This window comes from Kosakonia sp. N21, from assembly GCF_050587465.1.
In the GTDB taxonomy this organism is placed as follows: Bacteria; Pseudomonadota; Gammaproteobacteria; order Enterobacterales; family Enterobacteriaceae.
Map to the genome: position 1 here is coordinate 34,761 of NZ_JBOBHR010000007.1, position 17,038 is coordinate 51,798.

Annotated in this window: 20 protein-coding genes; 12 read left to right on the forward strand and 8 right to left on the reverse strand. The window is 48.1% G+C overall.

The window, feature by feature from the left end; all coding sequences use genetic code 11:
• Positions 1 to 159: 159 nt before the first annotated feature.
• The 5 genes from ACQ3G7_RS17285 to ACQ3G7_RS17305 form a co-directional block, all read right to left on the reverse strand.
• Positions 160 to 909, reverse strand: a complete 750-nt coding sequence (locus ACQ3G7_RS17285; RefSeq protein WP_430890715.1) for a hypothetical protein — start codon at positions 907 to 909, stop codon at positions 160 to 162.
• A gap of 2 nt (positions 910 to 911) precedes the next feature.
• Positions 912 to 1,382, reverse strand: coding sequence for a Panacea domain-containing protein (locus tag ACQ3G7_RS17290; protein WP_430890716.1), 471 nt, complete (start codon positions 1,380 to 1,382; stop codon positions 912 to 914).
• A 166-nt stretch (positions 1,383 to 1,548) separates the two neighbouring features.
• Positions 1,549 to 2,568: a phage integrase gene (locus tag ACQ3G7_RS17295; RefSeq protein WP_430890717.1), complete on the reverse strand. Its 1,020-nt coding sequence runs from the start codon at positions 2,566 to 2,568 to the stop codon at positions 1,549 to 1,551.
• 89 nt (positions 2,569 to 2,657) lie between these two features.
• Positions 2,658 to 3,626, reverse strand: coding sequence for a hypothetical protein (locus ACQ3G7_RS17300; protein ID WP_430890718.1), 969 nt, complete (start codon positions 3,624 to 3,626; stop codon positions 2,658 to 2,660).
• Positions 3,627 to 3,637: 11 nt separating this feature from the next.
• Positions 3,638 to 4,522, reverse strand: coding sequence for a phage repressor protein CI (locus tag ACQ3G7_RS17305; protein WP_430890719.1), 885 nt, complete (start codon positions 4,520 to 4,522; stop codon positions 3,638 to 3,640).
• Positions 4,523 to 4,643: 121 nt separating this feature from the next.
• Here ACQ3G7_RS17305 and ACQ3G7_RS17310 point away from each other — a divergent pair, with 121 nt between their 5' ends.
• Genes ACQ3G7_RS17310 through ACQ3G7_RS17320 form a run of 3 tightly spaced genes read left to right on the forward strand, consistent with a single transcriptional unit; the run spans position 4,644 to position 5,600 of the window.
• The gene (locus ACQ3G7_RS17310; protein ID WP_430890720.1) at positions 4,644 to 4,865 is read left to right on the forward strand and encodes a regulator; all 222 of its coding nucleotides are present in this window, start codon (positions 4,644 to 4,646) and stop codon (positions 4,863 to 4,865) included.
• Positions 4,866 to 4,897: 32 nt separating this feature from the next.
• On the forward strand, positions 4,898 to 5,407 hold the full coding sequence (locus ACQ3G7_RS17315; protein ID WP_430890721.1) for a phage regulatory CII family protein: 510 nt from the start codon (positions 4,898 to 4,900) through the stop codon (positions 5,405 to 5,407).
• Positions 5,408 to 5,414: 7 nt separating this feature from the next.
• Complete coding sequence (locus ACQ3G7_RS17320) at positions 5,415 to 5,600, forward strand: phage filamentation protein Fil family protein (protein ID WP_430890722.1); 186 nt, start codon at positions 5,415 to 5,417, stop codon at positions 5,598 to 5,600.
• Here ACQ3G7_RS17320 and ACQ3G7_RS17325 read toward each other — a convergent pair.
• Positions 5,597 to 6,055 (reverse strand): hypothetical protein, encoded by a 459-nt coding sequence (locus tag ACQ3G7_RS17325; protein WP_430890723.1) that lies wholly within the window; start codon positions 6,053 to 6,055, stop codon positions 5,597 to 5,599. The genes ACQ3G7_RS17320 and ACQ3G7_RS17325 overlap by 4 nt on opposite strands.
• Before the next feature lie 218 nt (positions 6,056 to 6,273).
• Here ACQ3G7_RS17325 and ACQ3G7_RS17330 point away from each other — a divergent pair, with 218 nt between their 5' ends.
• The 8 genes from ACQ3G7_RS17330 (at position 6,274) to ACQ3G7_RS17365 (ending at position 13,225) form a co-directional block, all read left to right on the forward strand.
• Positions 6,274 to 6,615 (forward strand): DUF5347 family protein, encoded by a 342-nt coding sequence (locus tag ACQ3G7_RS17330; protein WP_430890724.1) that lies wholly within the window; start codon positions 6,274 to 6,276, stop codon positions 6,613 to 6,615.
• Positions 6,616 to 6,681: 66 nt separating this feature from the next.
• Positions 6,682 to 6,915: a DUF2732 family protein gene (locus ACQ3G7_RS17335; protein WP_430890725.1), complete on the forward strand. Its 234-nt coding sequence runs from the start codon at positions 6,682 to 6,684 to the stop codon at positions 6,913 to 6,915.
• Positions 6,915 to 7,142 carry a TraR/DksA family transcriptional regulator gene (locus ACQ3G7_RS17340; RefSeq protein ID WP_430890726.1) on the forward strand — a complete coding sequence of 76 codons (228 nt, stop codon included), beginning with the start codon at positions 6,915 to 6,917 and terminating at the stop codon, positions 7,140 to 7,142. Before ACQ3G7_RS17335 ends, ACQ3G7_RS17340 begins: the two co-directional genes overlap by 1 nt.
• Positions 7,139 to 8,149, forward strand: a complete 1,011-nt coding sequence (locus ACQ3G7_RS17345) for a phosphoadenosine phosphosulfate reductase domain-containing protein (RefSeq protein WP_430890727.1) — start codon at positions 7,139 to 7,141, stop codon at positions 8,147 to 8,149. Before ACQ3G7_RS17340 ends, ACQ3G7_RS17345 begins: the two co-directional genes overlap by 4 nt.
• 44 nt (positions 8,150 to 8,193) lie before the next feature.
• A complete protein-coding gene (locus tag ACQ3G7_RS17350; protein WP_430891004.1) occupies positions 8,194 to 10,557 on the forward strand; it encodes a replication endonuclease in 2,364 nt (787 codons plus the stop codon).
• A 159-nt stretch (positions 10,558 to 10,716) separates the two neighbouring features.
• Positions 10,717 to 10,899, forward strand: a complete 183-nt coding sequence (locus ACQ3G7_RS17355) for a hypothetical protein (protein WP_430890728.1) — start codon at positions 10,717 to 10,719, stop codon at positions 10,897 to 10,899.
• Between the two features lie 167 nt (positions 10,900 to 11,066).
• Complete coding sequence (locus ACQ3G7_RS17360; RefSeq protein WP_430890729.1) at positions 11,067 to 11,330, forward strand: hypothetical protein; 264 nt, start codon at positions 11,067 to 11,069, stop codon at positions 11,328 to 11,330.
• Between the two features lie 311 nt (positions 11,331 to 11,641).
• Positions 11,642 to 13,225, forward strand: coding sequence for a GmrSD restriction endonuclease domain-containing protein (locus tag ACQ3G7_RS17365; protein ID WP_430890730.1), 1,584 nt, complete (start codon positions 11,642 to 11,644; stop codon positions 13,223 to 13,225).
• A gap of 39 nt (positions 13,226 to 13,264) precedes the next feature.
• Here the strand turns inward: ACQ3G7_RS17365 and ACQ3G7_RS17370 are convergent, their stop codons facing one another.
• Entirely contained in the window at positions 13,265 to 14,302 is a 1,038-nt protein-coding gene (locus ACQ3G7_RS17370; RefSeq protein WP_430890731.1) for a phage portal protein, read from the reverse strand.
• Complete coding sequence (locus ACQ3G7_RS17375) at positions 14,302 to 16,068, reverse strand: terminase ATPase subunit family protein (protein WP_430890732.1); 1,767 nt, start codon at positions 16,066 to 16,068, stop codon at positions 14,302 to 14,304. The genes ACQ3G7_RS17370 and ACQ3G7_RS17375 overlap by 1 nt, the downstream gene beginning before the upstream one ends.
• 139 nt (positions 16,069 to 16,207) lie before the next feature.
• On the opposite strand from ACQ3G7_RS17375, the gene ACQ3G7_RS17380 reads away from it, so the two are divergent.
• Positions 16,208 to 17,038 (forward strand): GPO family capsid scaffolding protein, encoded by an 831-nt coding sequence (locus ACQ3G7_RS17380; protein WP_430890733.1) that lies wholly within the window; start codon positions 16,208 to 16,210, stop codon positions 17,036 to 17,038.

The window sequence follows — 17,038 nt, forward strand, 5'->3', positions numbered from 1 at the left end:
TGTCGGTTGTTCTCAGACAACAAAAAACCCATTTATGTAAATGGGTTTTCAAAAACACCGACTTGCATAAAAATCAATGAATTAGATTTGTGATGAGGAGGGGCAACTAAGGGGTAATGCCAACCTCTGCCGCCACTTTGTCGCCATTTGGCAGATACCTTACTTTAATTGTTCCTTGAGAGCACTTAATCCCCAAGAGAAAACTTCCGTAGGATCTGTGATCAAGCCATCAGTCATGTATTGTTGCGTTTCCGTCCATTCCATATCGCTAACATAGTGTATGAGTGTGTTAGTCTGAACTGGAATTTCTTCAAAATGCTTAATACGCTGTTTGAAACTACATGCAGGGTCAGAGCAACGGCAAGTACGTTTGATTTCATCTACTCTGCTGAGCAATAGCGAATAAGGGGTTTCAAGTGGTGCACAATAATCAACACGATAATTGTGAGACTTTGTTGGCTGAATATTGTGAAGTGGATCCAAAAGCACAATGTTAAATATCTGCTGCTCATCCCAAAAACCGACAACGCGACCTAATGCCTTGGATATTTGAAATTGAAGTAATGGATATTCTTCATTGTTATTAAGGTAATCTGAGTCGATCCAGTTTAAATCTCGACGTTGAATTGGAATATTTGTTTGGCTCCAGTTAATAGGATGATAGCGCCAGGCGTCTTTATCTGCACTATTAGTAATGAAACCTTTAATATCCCTTTGTGAGAGTTCTGATAATTTTTCCATTAAGGAAACAAACCAGTTTGCTCCTGTCCGGTCAAGACCAAAATTATCGATTTGCCGCCAGTAGCGGAAGGAGAACGCCCACTTTTTTTCAGGTGCAGAGGGCGTTTTAGGAGTCTGTGCAGCCGTCGGTTGGGTTGTCCCCAGGATCGGACGGAAATCCTTATTCATCGTTATGAGTTCAACCGGCTACGGTAATAATCTCGCGTAATGTTGCGATCAATGATCTCTTCACAACGTTCGGATGGCCTGTAACCCTCACGTGCCTTGATCCACGGTTCTTCTTTATGAGTCATATCTTCAAGTTGAGCACCGGAAAATGCGCCGTAAACTTCAAGAACGCTATCAATATGAGCTGCAGCAGCGGCGGGAACATCTGAAAGCTCGAACCCAGGGGTGCAATCGGCACTCGTAATGTCTGAATAAAGAGATTTTGTCGAAGCAAATCGGTTATACAGTGAGCGGCTGACTGGACCATGAATCCATGCCTGGAACCCTTCATCCACTAATTTCTCATCGAAAAAAGCCAGATACCAAGCATCTGCGTAATACGCCAATTTTTGTAGCTTCAAATTAGACATAGTTTCGCCTGAAGCCGAGATTTTTGTGATAATGTAATCACATAATTGGTTGATATTTATCATTTTTATTCCCCTCAACTTGGTGTCTATAGAGTCAATTTCGTGCACTACAATTGACCACGAAGGAGCTTTGAATACCAAGTAAACTTATAGTGGCATATGTGGTGACATAAATCGAGATTGAAACGTGCTAAATCACGATGAGTAGGGATAAGCACGATTTTCTCTATTACGAGGTTTCCATAGTAGCAAGGGGATTGAAACGTAATGCTGTTTCTAGATGTTCTGGAGCCAGATGAGCATAGCGCATCGTCATTTTTATGTCGTGGTGCCCCAGTATTTTTTGCAGAGCAAGGATGTTACCGCCGGACATCATAAAGTGTGCTGCAAATGTGTGGCGCAGCACGTGGGTTAGCTGCCCCCGAGGAAGCACAATCGATGTTTTCTCCATCACTGCCAAAAACTGAAAGTAGCAATCGGTGAAGAACTTGAAGCCGTCCAGCGCAATGATTTCTTCATATAGCTCCTTGCTGATCGGAATGCTGCGGTTCTTTTTGCCTTTGGTTCTGACAAAGGTGATGCGGTATTTAGTGACCTGCGAACGGGTGAGATTCACCGCTTCGCGCCAGCGTGCACCGGTACTTAGGCAAATTTTGACAACCAGAGCGAGAAGGGCGCTCTGACGGTTGCAGTCGTATAAGAGTTCCGTGATTTGTTCATGCGTCAGCCAGGCCATCTCTTTTTCTGCGATGGTGAACTTACGCATATTCTCCAGCGGGTTCGGTGCGGTCCATTCACCGAGGCGTGCAAGCTCACTGAAAACACCGCTTAAATAGCTCTGCTCAAGGTTGATGGTTACCGGGCTGGCTCCTTTCTTCCATTTCTCGCTAAAGTAGATTTCGCCGGTGAGACGTTTGTCGCGGTAGTGCGCGAACATTTTGGAACTGAGATCGGTAGCGAGAGGATTTCCGAGGGCATCGACCATCAGGACCAGCTTGTCATAAACGTGCTCGCCAGCCGTCAGTGATTTACCGTGCAGTTTGAACCAGAGTTCAACAACGTCTTCGAGTGTCCGGTGATCTAGCGATTCGCCAAGCCAGGGCTTAATGTCCGCCTCATCCATCGTATGACGTTCAAAGGCTAATGCCTCCCCTTTAGTGGCGAACTGCTTACGCACACGACGCCCGTTGCGCCCGGCGGGGTAACATTCACAAATCCATTTCCCGGTATCCAGTTTCCGTACTGTCATAAAAAAGCCCTCATATCTGAGGGCTAAATTTAACTGTGTATTTGAACAGTGGTCAATGTGTAATTTGGCACATATCATACAGAGTTAAGTCATTCGGTTGTCTTTTCGTTAATTGAGGATTTGAGTTTTTCTTTAGCTGTATCCCAAAGAGCATATATCCCAGGTGGTTGATCCGTCTGATCAGAGAATGCGGAGTCACCAGACATATTCCAGTCTTTAAATACTAATATTGCATCTTCTTTAGTTGCAGTAGAACCATAAATTTGAAGGAAAACCTGACCAAACATAAGAGCATGTCTGCGATCTTTTCTTCTAATAGATTCATGAGTATATTTTTTTGAATTACTCAAACAGATGTAAGACAACCACGACAGTATTGATATACCAATCAATCCACGTGTGAAAAGATAAAATAGCTCAAAACCTTTAGCTTCATTAAAATCAATTTTAAAATATAATGAATAAAATGAAGCTAGTACGGCTAACATTCCAAAAAATGCACCAGAGCCTGCCCATATTTTTGACATTAAAATGAAATGAGCGTCGTCAGAGCTTAACTCACTTTTTACATTGTCTACATACCCGGGAATTTTCTCATCGATTCGTTTTTGTTGTACAAGGCTCTGAAGTTCTTTATTAGAAGTTTCAAGATTGGTACTTTTGATTATAACCTGTTCTAACTCTCTGTTCTTTTGAATTAACTCAGTTTTAATTTTTGAGTTGATATTCTCTTGAGTTTTGAGTTTTTCCTCGTTTTCTATTAATTTTGATGTGAGTGATTGAATTTGGGATTTTGCTAAATCTGTGAAATTAAAGTAGTTACTACCCAAGCCAGTTCTTTTTGCTGTGATGTCATCGTTTATTAATTTTTCCGGTGAATTTCTTGCGATTATATCAAAAAGAGAGTATTTAAACTCTTCGATTCTCCCTCTTAAAATCAGTTGGCGTAAATTATTATATTCTTCATTTGATAGCAATTGTGCGTTGCTTTCAAGCACGAACATGTTTTCACGAATTATTTTCTCTTCGCTTTCTATATCTCTTCCTGTCTCACTCATAATGAATCCTTTCAAATGTTATTAACTACAACGCTATGACATCTTGCGATAAATTCAATTTCGTCTATTGAACATTCGAAATCAGAGCTGGAATTTGTAACTTTAACCATGCCAACAGGAATGCGAGTTATTTTTCTTATGCTAGATTTGCCTTCTATTATAACTAGCCATTCACCATCCACGATTTCGGAAAATGCCATGTCAGCGATATAAGTTTTGTTTGCAAATGATATGGCAATCGGGCTGTTCAAAGGTTGAGTAAATAGATTGGTATCAAGCATAAAAAAGCTTGCGTCAATAAGTTCTCCATCGACAATATGTTTGCGATGAATAGGGCGGACATTATTACTTAGATTATCGAATTTCTGACCTTTCCCTATTGTTAACCAAATTAGGGATGCACCCGTTTCAAGTGCACATTGGATTATCCAGTCGGCTGGAAAGGTATCCCTTAAATAGCGGTTTGCCAGCGTGCTTTTTGAAATACCCAGATGATCGGCTAAAGCCTGCCGCGTTGTAAAACCATAAGCCTCCACCAATCGTTCAATAGCAGCCTTCCCACCCTGATTGAGATTTATTTTGATCTCATTTGGGGACTTCTGGGCGATTGAGTGAATGCTGTCTGCTACGTCCTGATGATGTTGTTCTGTTATTGCTTGTGATGGTGGAGAGACTTGTTGGTTATTCTCAGTACCAAATGCCAGCCACTCCACAGAAGCACCCGTTTCAATAGCGCACTGTACGATGAAATCAGTCGGGAGCGAGTCCCTTGTATAGCGGTTTGCGAGAGTGCTGCTTGAAATGCCTAACTTGTCGCAAAGTGCCTGTTTTGTCGTAAATCCATAGGCCTTCATTATGCGGTCAATGGCTGTCTTCCCGCCTCGACGTAAATCCATAGCGCTCCCAAAATGTGAGAATAAATGTTGACACTCACATTTTGTGAGAATAAATTCTCTCTAACGTGAATGCCTCACGGAATATCACGGCTCACCACAAGCCAATAGGAGATGTTGCATCATGAGACCTAACATTTCAATCACTCTCATTACCCCTCATGTCACTATCGAAAGATATAGTGAACTCACTGGGTTATCTATCGAGACTATCAATGACATGCTGGCTGATGGGCGCTTGATTCGCCATCGTCTTCGCAAGGACAAAAAGCGTGAAAAAGTGATGATTAACATCGCGGCAATGACGGTTGATGCCCTTTCTGATTGCAACGTGACTATCAACTAGTTCCATTCTGAGACTTTGCGGAGTAGCTGACTATGTTTGACTATCGCGTTTCACAACAACCGTATTTCAATGACGCCTGCCGGGCTTTCGCTCTAAGCCATAACATGGCGAAGCTGGCAAAGCGTGCCGGAATGAACGTCCAGATGCTGCGCAACAAACTTAACCCCATGCAGCCGCACCAGCTCACGGCAGCAGATATCTGGCTGCTTACCGATCTCACGGAGGACTCAACGCTGGTCGATGGTTTTCTGGCGCAGATCCATTGCCTGCCGTGTGTTCCGGTGAATGAAGTGGCAAAGGAAAAATTGCCGCATTACGTCATGAGCGCGACCGCTGAAATCGGGCGTGTCGCCGCCGGCGCGGTATCCGGTGAGGTGAAAACCACGGCAGGCCGTCGCGATGTGATTAGCAGCGTTAACGCCGTTACGCGCCTGATGGCACTCACTGCTGTTTCATTACAGGCGCGCTTGCACGTCAACCCTGCAATGGCAAGCGCGGTGGATACCGTAACCGGCCTTGGGGCGTCGTTCGGTTTGCTCTGAGATGCCTATGTTGAGAAAAGAGCCATCATTAGCATCACTGCTTGTCAGGCAAAGTCCGGCAATGCACTACGGACACGGCTGGATACTTTTACCCGGCGGGAAAAAATGGCATCCATCTATTGAAGTGGTTCCCCGGCAGCAGGCTGTCCGGGGAAAACAAGGGAGAGATAAACGACGAACCTTGCAGGATTAACGTGGCAGATCACCCGCGAACCAGGCAAAGAGTTTTTCCTGAAAGGTGAGTTGGGTTTCATCAACCCGACCGCAGGCAATGGCTGCTCGCTTAAATGCCGGGTTTACTAAAGAACCAAAGTGTGTGGAGTCGGAGTGATACGAGCTTTTCAATTTCTGTGTGATCAGCTGTGGGGTAAGGTCATCCCCCTCGTAAAGCAACTCGCCATATTGATGACTCTGAACACGTGCGCGTTCGGAAATAATTGCGGGTTGCCACACAAGCTGGATTGTCGCAATAACAACAACAGGCAAAGCGAACATCCATTCCAGTCCGGTTTTGGTGAATACAGCAGTACCGCTAATAAGCTGGATAGCAGTCATTAACTTATCTGCTCTGCCATGAAACGTTGCTGTCATTGCTTCAAGGTAATAGCAGTAAGTTAAATGAAAATATTCGGAGCTTTGCTTAATCATGCCGGTTCCTATTTTTTATCTTGCCCCGGCTGGGGTTGTGGCGCGGGCGCGGGGCGAGGCAGTACGTGAAATTTGTCATTGTCTGACATGAGATTTCTCCTTAAGGGGGTAGATGATTGTTGGCGCAAATAGTCTACCACTAAGGCACGCGCCGGGCGTGTTGAAAAATCCCGGCATATTTTCAAATTGATTTAAGTGGAGGAGGCCAGGAGGGCGCTATGGCTATTGAGGGAGATGTAGCAACTGTTCCAATCAATATAGGTCAACGTCTCGACGGGTTAAACCATATCGCGGAATTAAGAGCCAAAGTGTTCGGCCTGAATATTGAAGCGGAGCTTGAACGGTTCATAAAGGTTATGCGTGATCCGCGAGACGTAAATAAGGCTCAGAATGAGAGGGCACTGGCAGCCATATTCTTTATGGCAAAAATTCCGGCGGAGCGTCACGGTGCCAATGTTAGTAATCTGACTACTGACGAAAAGCGGGAACTGATTAGCGCAATGAATCATTTTCGTGCAGTGGTGAGCTTATTTCCAAAACGGCTAACCATGCCGGATTAACCCTAACAGTCATTAATGGCGTAAACCCGCCGGGATTGCTATTGCCCAAATTCAGGAGAAACGACTATGCGAAACAAGGAAACCCGCACGACCAAAACTGGACCCGATGATGCTGGCCTTAACCTGCTGCTGATCGAAGCGCGTAAAGAAGAACGCAGGGGACGCGCTGATGTTATGGCTGCCAGGCTGGAGACACTTGCCGCGCGTATTGTAACGCGCCAGCTTAACAACACAGAAGCCGCTGAATTACTGCGTGAGGAAGCGGTAAAGATTCAGAACGAAGCGCGGGAGATCCATTAATGGCAGACTCAATGGACCTCGTACAACAACGCGTTGAAGAAGAACGCCAGCGACATATTCATACCGCCCGGCGCATGACAACGGGTATTTCCCGCTTGTTGTGTATTGAATGTGAAGCTCCCATTCCGCCAGCTCGTCGCCGTGCCATTCCCGGCGTGCAGTGCTGCATTACCTGCCAGGAAATCGCAGAGCTTAAAGGTAAGCACTACAACGGGCGTGCGGTATGAACATCATCGATCCGCGTTGCTTCGGTGTCAGCACTATTAACAGCATAAGTATTTCAGGGGGCAAGGACAGCCTTGCCCAGTGGTTACGGGCCATTGAAAACGATGTTCCTCATATCTCTGTCTTTGCTGATACAGGTCATGAGCATCCTCAGACGATGGACTATCTGGATTATCTGGAATCTCGACTGGGTAAGGTCATCCGCGTCAAAGCGGATTTCACCCGGCAGATAGAAGGGAAGCGGAAGTTTATTGCCGAAAAATGGCCTATGTCACTTGTTGAAGAGTGTGGCATGTCACCAGATGAGGCGGCAGTACGTGTCAAACGTGCTCTTGAGATCCTTAAGCCAACTGGCAACCCGTTTCTGGATTTATGCATGTGGAAAGGGCGATTCCCGTCAACTAAGGCTCGTTTTTGCACATTTGATTTGAAACATGAGCCTGTCCGTACTCAGGTTATTGTTCCTGCATTAGATGAATATGACGAAGTTATCAGTTGGCAGGGAGTCAGGGCGCAGGAGTCGCCAGCGCGTGCATTGCTTCCGGACTGGGAGGAAGATGCTGATAACACTCCAGGCCTTCATGTATATCGCCCGATACTCAACTGGCAGCACGAAGACGTGTTCGCCATAGCTAAACGCCATGGAATCAAACCCAATCCGCTTTATTTACAGGGCTGCAGCCGTGTCGGATGCATGCCCTGCATTCATGCCCGTAAATCTGAACTGGCGGAAATTTTCCAGCGTTGGCCAGAAGAAATTCGCCGTGTCGCTGAATGGGAAAGGATGGTTGCTGAATGCTCACGTCGTGGTAATTCAACGTTCTTCCCGTCGACTCACGATCCTCGACGAGCCGAAAGGCGTAATGAAGCCATCACCGTAGATGCCTATGGAGTTGAGACTTATCGCGACTGGGCGTTAACCACACGAGGTGGTGCGCAATTTGATCTGCTTGCAGGCATAAATGACAGTGCAGTGTGCAGCAGTGTCTATGCGGGAGTCTGTGAGTGACGGGTATCTGTTCAGGCCGTCACACAACGCTTTTTACAACCGACATTCCCGGTAGCTCTGAGAAAGCTCCCGGGGCCTATTCATGGAATGCCCCTAAAAAAGCGATTAACCCCTATCTGGACCCGGCGGAAGTTGCGCCGGGGTCTGCGCTTTCAAATCTGATCTCTTTGTACGCGGCTGATAACGCGCAGGAGCAGCTGCGCCGCGAGGCGCTGAGTGATGAGGTCTGGCAACGCTATTTTTCCAGTGAGAGCCGTGATCCGGTACTGCGTGAAATCGGGCAGAGCAGGCTACTCAGTTATGTCGAAATGGTTCGCGAGCAGCAGCGCTTTAATGCTGATCTGGTGATCTTGGCTGACGTTAACGCCATGCCGCCCTATATCAGTAAGCCTCTGTTGGAGCGGATTAAATATTTCCATAGCCTGGGCCGTCCGAAAGCCTGGTCTCGCTATCTGCGCGAAACAATCCGTCCGTGCCTTGTGCGGCTGGAACGTGTTCGTGATAACCAGGTATCGGCTTCATTCCGCTTTATGGCAAGTCGCGAAGGGCTGGCGGGGCTGCTGGTCCTACCTGAAATGAATCAGGACCAGGTCAAGCGCCTTTCTACGCTGGTTGCGGCGCACATGAGCATGTGTCTCGATGCGGTCTGCGCCGAGCTGTTTGTTACCGACAACGTTAAGCCTGAACAGATCCGCAAGTCGTGGGAACGAGTTGCTGCAGAGGCCATGCGCCTGGAGGTGATACCGCCTGCATTTGAGCAGCTACGCCGCAAGAAACGACGCCGCAAGCCAGTGCCTTATGATCTGATCCCCGGCTCGCTGGCGCGGATGCTGTGCGCGGACTGGTGGTATCGTAAATTGTGGCAGATACGCTGTGAGTGGCGGGAGGAGCAGCTACGTGCCGTTTGCCTGGTCAACAGGAAAGCCTCGCCTTATGTCAGCCTCGAGGCTGTGATCCACAAACGCGAACAACGCCGCAGAGCGCTGGAGTTTTTCCGCTCGCACGAGCTGGTCAATGCTGACGGCGACGCGCTGGATATGGAAGACGTAGTAAACGCGAGCAGCAGCAACCCAACGCACCGCCGTAATGAAATGATGGCCTGCGTGAAAGGAATGGAGCTGATCGCAGAAACGCGCGGAGACTGCGCAGTGTTTTACACCATCACTTGTCCGTCACGCTTCCACGCAACTCTCAACAACGGCAGGCCAAACCCGAAATGGAGCACTGCCACGGTTCGCCAGAGCAGCGATTATCTGGTGGCGACATTCGCCGCTTTTCGCAAGGCAATGCATAAGACCGCGCTGCGCTGGTATGGCGTCCGTGTTGCAGAACCACACCATGACGGCACCGTGCACTGGCATATGCTGTGCTTTATGCGCAAAAAAGATCGCCGTTCCATCACCGCGCTGCTGCGTAAATTTGCCATTCGAGAAGATCGTGCGGAGCTGGGAAATAACACCGGGCCGCGTTTCAAGTCAGAACTTATCAACCCGCGCAAAGGCACGCCGACCAGCTATATCGCCAAATACATCAGTAAGAACATCGACGGGCGCGGACTGGCTAAAGAAATCAGTAAGGAAACCGGCAAATCACTGCGTGATAGCGCCGAACATGTCAGCGCCTGGGCGTCACTGCATCGCGTTCAGCAATTCCGTTTCTTTGGCATTCCTGGGCGCCAGGCATACCGCGAGCTGCGTTTGCTGGCAGGTCAGGTGGAGAGGGTGCAGAGCGACAGCAAAGCGGGCGCGCCGGTGCTGGATAACCCGCGTCTGGATGCGGTGTTGGCTGCCGCCGATGCCGGCTGTTTTGCCACTTACATCATGAAGCAGGGCGGCGTGCTGATTCCCCGCAAACATCACCTCATCCGAACAGCCTACGAACTGAATGACGAGCCGGGCGCGTATGGCGATCACGGCATCCGTGTTTATGGCATCTGGTCCCCGATTGTAGAGGGCAGGATCTGCACGCACGCCATGAAATGGAAAATGGTGCGTAAGGCCGTTGACGTGCAGGAGGCGACAGCCGACCAGGGCGCTTGCGCCCCTTGGACTTGTGGCAATAACTGTCCCCCTGCTGAAAAAATGAACCATTTTGAGCATGGTTCGGAGGAAATTGGGGAGGCTGATCCACCGCCTGATTTCCACAATATGAGCAAAAAGGCGTTACGCGAGCTGAATGCCAGGCTGCGGCAGGTCAAGCCGCGACGCCGAAAGGGGTACAGGCAGGAAATTACTGAGCACCAACGGCTGCAACTGGTAGCAGAACTGTGGTCCAGAGGATTTGCGGGCAGTGAACCGGAGATTGATTTGCTTCTGCGCGGCGGCAGCATTCCATCCGGAGCCGGGCTGCGTGTCTTTTACCGCGATCACCGGTTGCAGGAAGACGACAAATGGCGGCAGTTGGAGTGATAGGTCGGATTTTATTGATTGATCATGAAAATGCTTAAAAATGAATTGGTTGGGCGTTATTAAGAAATCGATTTACATTCGGAAATTACTGTTATACTGTTTTTATATACAGTTGTAATTAAGGTTTATTTTGTCAGGACGAAGTTCCAGGAGAGGGATATGCAAGATTATTTTTTGGAGTCGGTGAAGCTCCAGCGTATTGATTTTTTTATCAAGCTTGTCGCGACGAGTGAGTGTAGTAACGAAGAAAAGGGACTGGCCATTCAGTGGGTGTCTGAGCTGACCGACGAGCTGATGGCGAAGATCCGTAGCCATGAATACAGCAAATCAATGGAAGTGTGAAATATAGATAGTTTTTTAATAATCAATTGATATTTAAAATTTCAGTGTGACCATCACGTTTTCATGAAATTTGTGGTTGTACCTTAGACGAAGCGGTAACTGGGCTATTAACTTTTAAGGGCATAACTGGTTGCTCTTTTTACCAACCAAAAGAAGGATTTTTCGGAATGGAATTAAAAAAAAGTGACTGGAAACATGAAGATAATAAACACTATCGAGGCCATCTTGATCGTATCTATGTTTCTACCACGGAAGAATGGGAAATTGGTTATTTTGTTGACCACTATCTCAAGAGCCATAAGAGTTCGACCACTGAGTCCAATAGAGATTTTGTGATGGAAAAAATCTCGACCTACCCTGGCCGTAAACCCATCAAGAGAACTGACCTCACAGCGTTCTTGGACGAAAGAATTAAATTTAACTCAAAGTGATGATAGCGAGTGCATGGCTATAGCGCATGAATCCGCATGATCGCTCAAGGATCGTTTTTGCCGAAGCCCACCAGTTCTGGCGGGCTTTTGCTTACGTCATGCAGGTGCATGAAAACCACTACATAAAGCGGGCAGGCGTGGCGGGGATACGAGCGCGCGCGAGGGATCACATTTGGTATGTCTGGTCCTTCATTATGACTAGTCGAATGATATTGAAAGTACTAGGATGAATGGGCATAGCTAATAAGAGCATTTTCTAATGTTAGCTTAATTTATAAAAATGAATGAACGTAAATCAAAGAGGCACAGCAATGGAATCCAGTGCAATTACTAAGAAAAAGATAGATTCAGGTAACCAGAGACTTGCTTCTCTGTTAGATGATGTAACACGTGGTAATATTAAAATCCCTGCTTTTCAGCGTGAATTTGTTTGGTCCGATGAACAAATATTAGGCTTGATTGATTCAATTTATAGCGGGTATCCTGTTGGTTCACTCCTATTATGGTCCACCAAAATACCACTAAAATTTGAAAGGAATGTTGGTGGTTTCTATCTTCCTGAGGTGAAAGAAGATTATCCAGTTAATTATGTTCTTGATGGTCAGCAACGTTTGACTACATTATTTGGTGTGTTCAATGCTGATAGAAAAACAGAAAATAAAGATTTAGCTGTTAGATTCAATATACATTATGTTCCTGCCTTGGATGCTTTTTATAATTATCAAACATTACCTGCTGACACGGCAAGTATTCCACTGAGCAACATACTAGATACGGCAAAACTCCTTCCAGAGTTAAGGCGTTTTTCTCCAAATGAGCAAGATAGAATTGCTAATCTTGTTGATAAATTTAAAGACTATGAGTTTCCTATAGTAACTATTAAGGAAAGAAGTAATCAAGAGGTTTGCAGAATTTTCCAAAGGATTAACTCTTCAGGCACAAGTTTAAGCACTATTGAACTTTTAACTGCATGGACATGGTCAGAAGATTTTAACTTACGTTCAGAAATGGACTCTTTAAAAGAATATCTTTCATCTGTTGGTTATGAACAAATTGATGAAGTTCTTTTGATGCGCTGCCTTACCGCGATAATAAATAAGAAAATAGATTCTGATACATTAATTGATGTTGATCCAGAAATATTATTATCAGCGATGCAAGATTTAAAAGGTGGAGTCAACAATGCCGTAGATTTTTTGGCAAAAGATTTGAAAATTAAAAACTCTATATTTCTTCCTTTTCCTATAATGTTAGTTCCAATTACATACTTTTTTGCAAAAGTAGCACGACCGACTGGATTTCAATATAGCTCTATTAAACGATGGTTTTGGTGTTGTGCGTTTTCACAGAGATATAAAGCAGGAACCAATACATATGTAATGGAAGATATTCTTTCTATGGACGGTATTATTAATTCTCCAGATGCTTATGTTCAACCAATGCCTAAAATAGAAACTGGTTTTTTTAAAAAAACATGGCGTATTAACTCTTCTGCTGCAAAAGCATCAATTTGTCTTTTATCACAACTTGGGCCTCGGAGTTTTATAACAGGTAAAACAGTTGATTTGGAAACTGCGTTGGCAGCCTATAATGCACGCCAATTTCATCATATTTATCCTAAGGCATATTTATCTAAACAAGGATTCGCTTTTCATGAATCAAATATAATAGCCAATATTGCGTTTCTTACGGCTCAGGATAATAATGCTATTTCTGATAATGATCCGAAAGTGTACTTCCCAAAAATACACGAGGCTGAGAGAGATTTAATATTTGATGCGGCTTTAATAAATCAAGTCTTGCGAAAAGGTGATAAGTCGTATGGTGAATTTATTGACATCAGAGAAGCTGATTTGATTGAACTTGCAACAAAAGCTATGACAGGGAAAATATAACAAACAGAATTCTCTGTTTGTTATATAAGGGTGGGTGAGTTATTTTGTGAGTGAGTATTTATCGAAACGGATTATAATCTCACCCAGCCAATTATTAATTTCTTCAATTCGTTTCTGTAATGGTTCTAATTCGTTTATTACAAATACTTTACTCGCCTTCTCCACATCCCCAAATCCCCCAACATTATTCGGCATTATCCCCATCATCTGCGGTGGTACGCGGTGAGCAGCCATCATGTCATCGCGGCTGACGTTCTTGATATTCAGAAACTCATCCTTTGCCGCCACCTCAGACAGCGGGATGATCTGAATCCCGTCCTTTTTGCCGTTGGGCGAGTACATAAACAGGTTGCGGAAGTTGCCCGGCCCCTTGGCGCTTTTCATCGCCTGGCGGATGTTGTTCACATCTTCCTGATTCTGCGCCGCGTCGGTCATATACATGATAAAACCCGCATGGCTGCCGTTGATGTAATACTTGCGGCGGAACAGCGTGGCGGACTCGTTAAGCAGAGCTGACGGGATGGCAGAGAGGTATTCCGGCAGGCCGTAAATCTCCTGGTTTAAATCCGGCTCCATCAGGTGAAAGATACTGCCTTTGGTGAACTCATAAGGCTGCGTAGTCATGCCGTATTGCACAAACCAGTATGTATCGAGATCGATCCCGCGGCGGGTGTATTTCGCCAGCGATGGCTCCAGCGAAAGGATGCCTCCAAGCCGGTTGGTGCGCTTCTCCAGATAAGCGTTACCAAACACCAGATAGTCCTGCACAAAACGGCTGAACGCCTGCTGGCTAAGCAGTGGATGCGGGATAAACGTGCTGGTCAGAATGTTGCGCTTAACGGCAATTGATGAACTGTGATGCACAGCTGCGCGGTAGGTTCGCGCTAATCCGTCAAAGCTCACCGGCGGCTCATACCAGCGATCCATTTGCACGCATTCCACATAGTCCAGCAGTTCGCGGCGGTCCAGCACCGGGATAGGGTCACCAAAGCTGAACGCCTCTGCAGAAATGGTATTGGCAGGCTGCTCAACCGTATCCGTTGGCGCAGTGCTGGTGAGGGCGTCGTGTTCACTCATCAAAAAATCTCCACAATATTACTGGTATTGGCGGATTCGCCCTGCAGCGGTTCGTTAAACAGCGCGTGCATCGTTGCCCAGGCCAAATCGGCGTGGCTGGCTTCTTCGCTTCGGTTGGCTTCGTAAGTAGGGCGGTTGCCGCTGGCGGTGGTGGCGCGGCGGATAGCCATAAACGATTGCGCAATGTCGGTGTGCCCGGCGTCGAACTCCAGACGGCGGTGGCTGATTATGTCGTAGGCCTTGAGCACCAGGGCGTTTTTGACATTGGGGTTGTAGACAAACTCCCGCACGGCGGGAAAGAACGCTTTCACGTTCTCGTAAACACCGTGACCGACGCCGGTGGAGTCAATGCCGATATAGGTCACGTTATACTGCTGCGTCAGTTTCTTGATGGCATCCGCCTGGGCGCGGAAGTCCATCCCGCGCCACTGGTGGCGCTCAAGAATGCGGAATTTACCGCCCGGAACCGCCGGTGGGGCCACCACCACGCACCCGGCACTGTCGCCGTTCTGCGTACCTTTCGCCGGGTCATAACCGATCCAGACTTCGCGCCAGCCAAACGGGCGCAGCGCCAGTGCCTGAAAATCGGACCAGACTTCCCAGCTATCCACCATGCATGCCTGCAGCTCGCTGAGTGGGAACACCGACGCCAGATCGTCAATAAATTCGCACATCAGCAGGTTCTGGTATTCGTCCGGGCTGTACTCCATGCGCAACTGGTCGAGGTCGAACAGGTTACAGCCGCCGCGCACCGCGTCCTCTACGGTGACGATCTGCCGATACTGCCCGTCCGGGCAGAGCAGGCCGGGTGCCAGATTGCTGTGGGTCAGGTCAATGTCCACTTTGTCCGCTCTGGCGCGGCCCCGGTTGAACAGCGCGCCGGACCAGAATGGATAGGCGCTGTGAGTCAGGCTGGACGGCGTGGAAAAGTAGGTTTGACGCCATTTTTTATGAATGGCCATCCCGGAGGCGACTTTGCGTAGCTCCTGGAATTTCGGTATCCAGAAATATTCATCAAGGTACAGATTGCCATGGTAGCTCTGCGCCGTGCGGGCGTTGGTGCCCAGGAAGTACAGGCACGCGCCATTGCTGAGCGTCATCGGGTCGCCTTTCAGCTCCACCTCAACCTCTTTGGCAAAGTCGATGATGTACTGCTTAAAGACGTGCGCCTGCGCTTTACTGGCAGAAAGGAAAATCTGGTTGCGCCCGGTGGTGATGGCGTCAATCAGCGCCTCACGGGCAAAAAAGAAGGTCGCCCCGATCTGGCGCGATTTAAGCAGGTTACGGATACGGTGGCGGTTGCCTGCGTCGAACCAGTGGCGCTGATAGTCGAACATGGTGTTGTGAAAAACGTCCTGCAGCTTCTCGATCTGCGCGTCGGTAAAGACATTCTTTTCCGGCTGCCGGCGCGGGCCTTTGTTACGGTTCGCCACTTTCGGGTTTAAATCCGCTTCGTTACCGCCATCATTGAATTTGCCGATCCGGGCGTGGCGTTCCGACTGGCGCGCCAGCAGGTCAATCTCCTTGAAGTCTTTCCCTTCTTTTTGCTCCTTCATGATGAGCTGGCAGTAACGCGCGGCGGTGGTGAGCTGCATCTGATCCAGCGGCCCATAGCTGCCCCACTTATCGCGTTTCTTCCAGCTATGAACGGTTGCAACTTTCTCACCCAGCATTTCAGCAATGCGGGCGACACGGTATCCCTGAAAATAGAGCAGCATGGCCTGCCGGCGGGGATCGAGGTCTGCGGGTGTCAGTGTGGTGTTCATGGCACAAGGTTACGGCCTTGAATCACGGCTTTCCCCGGCTTCGTTTTGTATAGCGGAGGGTACAAGCGCCGCGCGTTGTTTCACTCCACCATCACCGCAACCATAAGGCTCCAGTAAGTTATTTAACGGAGCACGGCTCATGACAGTGAAAGCAAAGCGTTTCCGTATCGGGGTGGAAGGTGCCACCACCGACGGGCGCGAAATCCAGCGCGAATGGTTGGAACAGATGGCTGCCAGCTATAACCCGACGGTCTACACCGCGCTGATTAACCTTGAGCACATCAAATCTTACTCCCCGGACAGTGCCTTTAACCGCTACGGCAAAGTGACGGCGCTGGTTGCCGAAGAGATCCAGGACGGCCCGCTGGCAGGAAAAATAGCGCTTTATGCCGATGTCGAGCCGACGGACTCCCTCGTAGCGCTGGTGAAGAAAGGCCAGAAGCTTTTCACCTCCATGGAGGTCAGCCCGAAATTTGCCGACACCGGCAAAGCCTACCTTGTTGGCTTGGCGGCTACTGACGATCCGGCGAGCCTCGGCACTGAAATGCTGGCATTCAGCGCCAGCGCCACGCATAACCCGCTGGCTAACCGCAAACAGAAGCCGGAAAACCTGTTTACCGCTGCAGAAGAAACGGTGATCGAGCTGGAATTTCTGGACGACAAACCCTCGCTCTTTGCCCGCGTCACCGCGCTGTTCACCAAAAAAGAGCAGACCGATGACGCGCGTTTCTCCGATGTGCATAAAGCCGTTGAGCTGGTCGCCACCGAACAGCAGAACCTGAGTGAACGCACGGACAAATCCCTGACCGACCAGGACAAGCGGCTTTCCTCGCTGGAGTCCTCCCTGCAGGAACAGCAGACAGCCTTTGCTGAGCTTGAGCAGAAGCTGAGCCTGGAAGACAGCCGCAAAGATTACCGCCAGCGTGCGCCGGGCGGTGACGCGCCGGCAGGCACACTGACCAATTGCTGA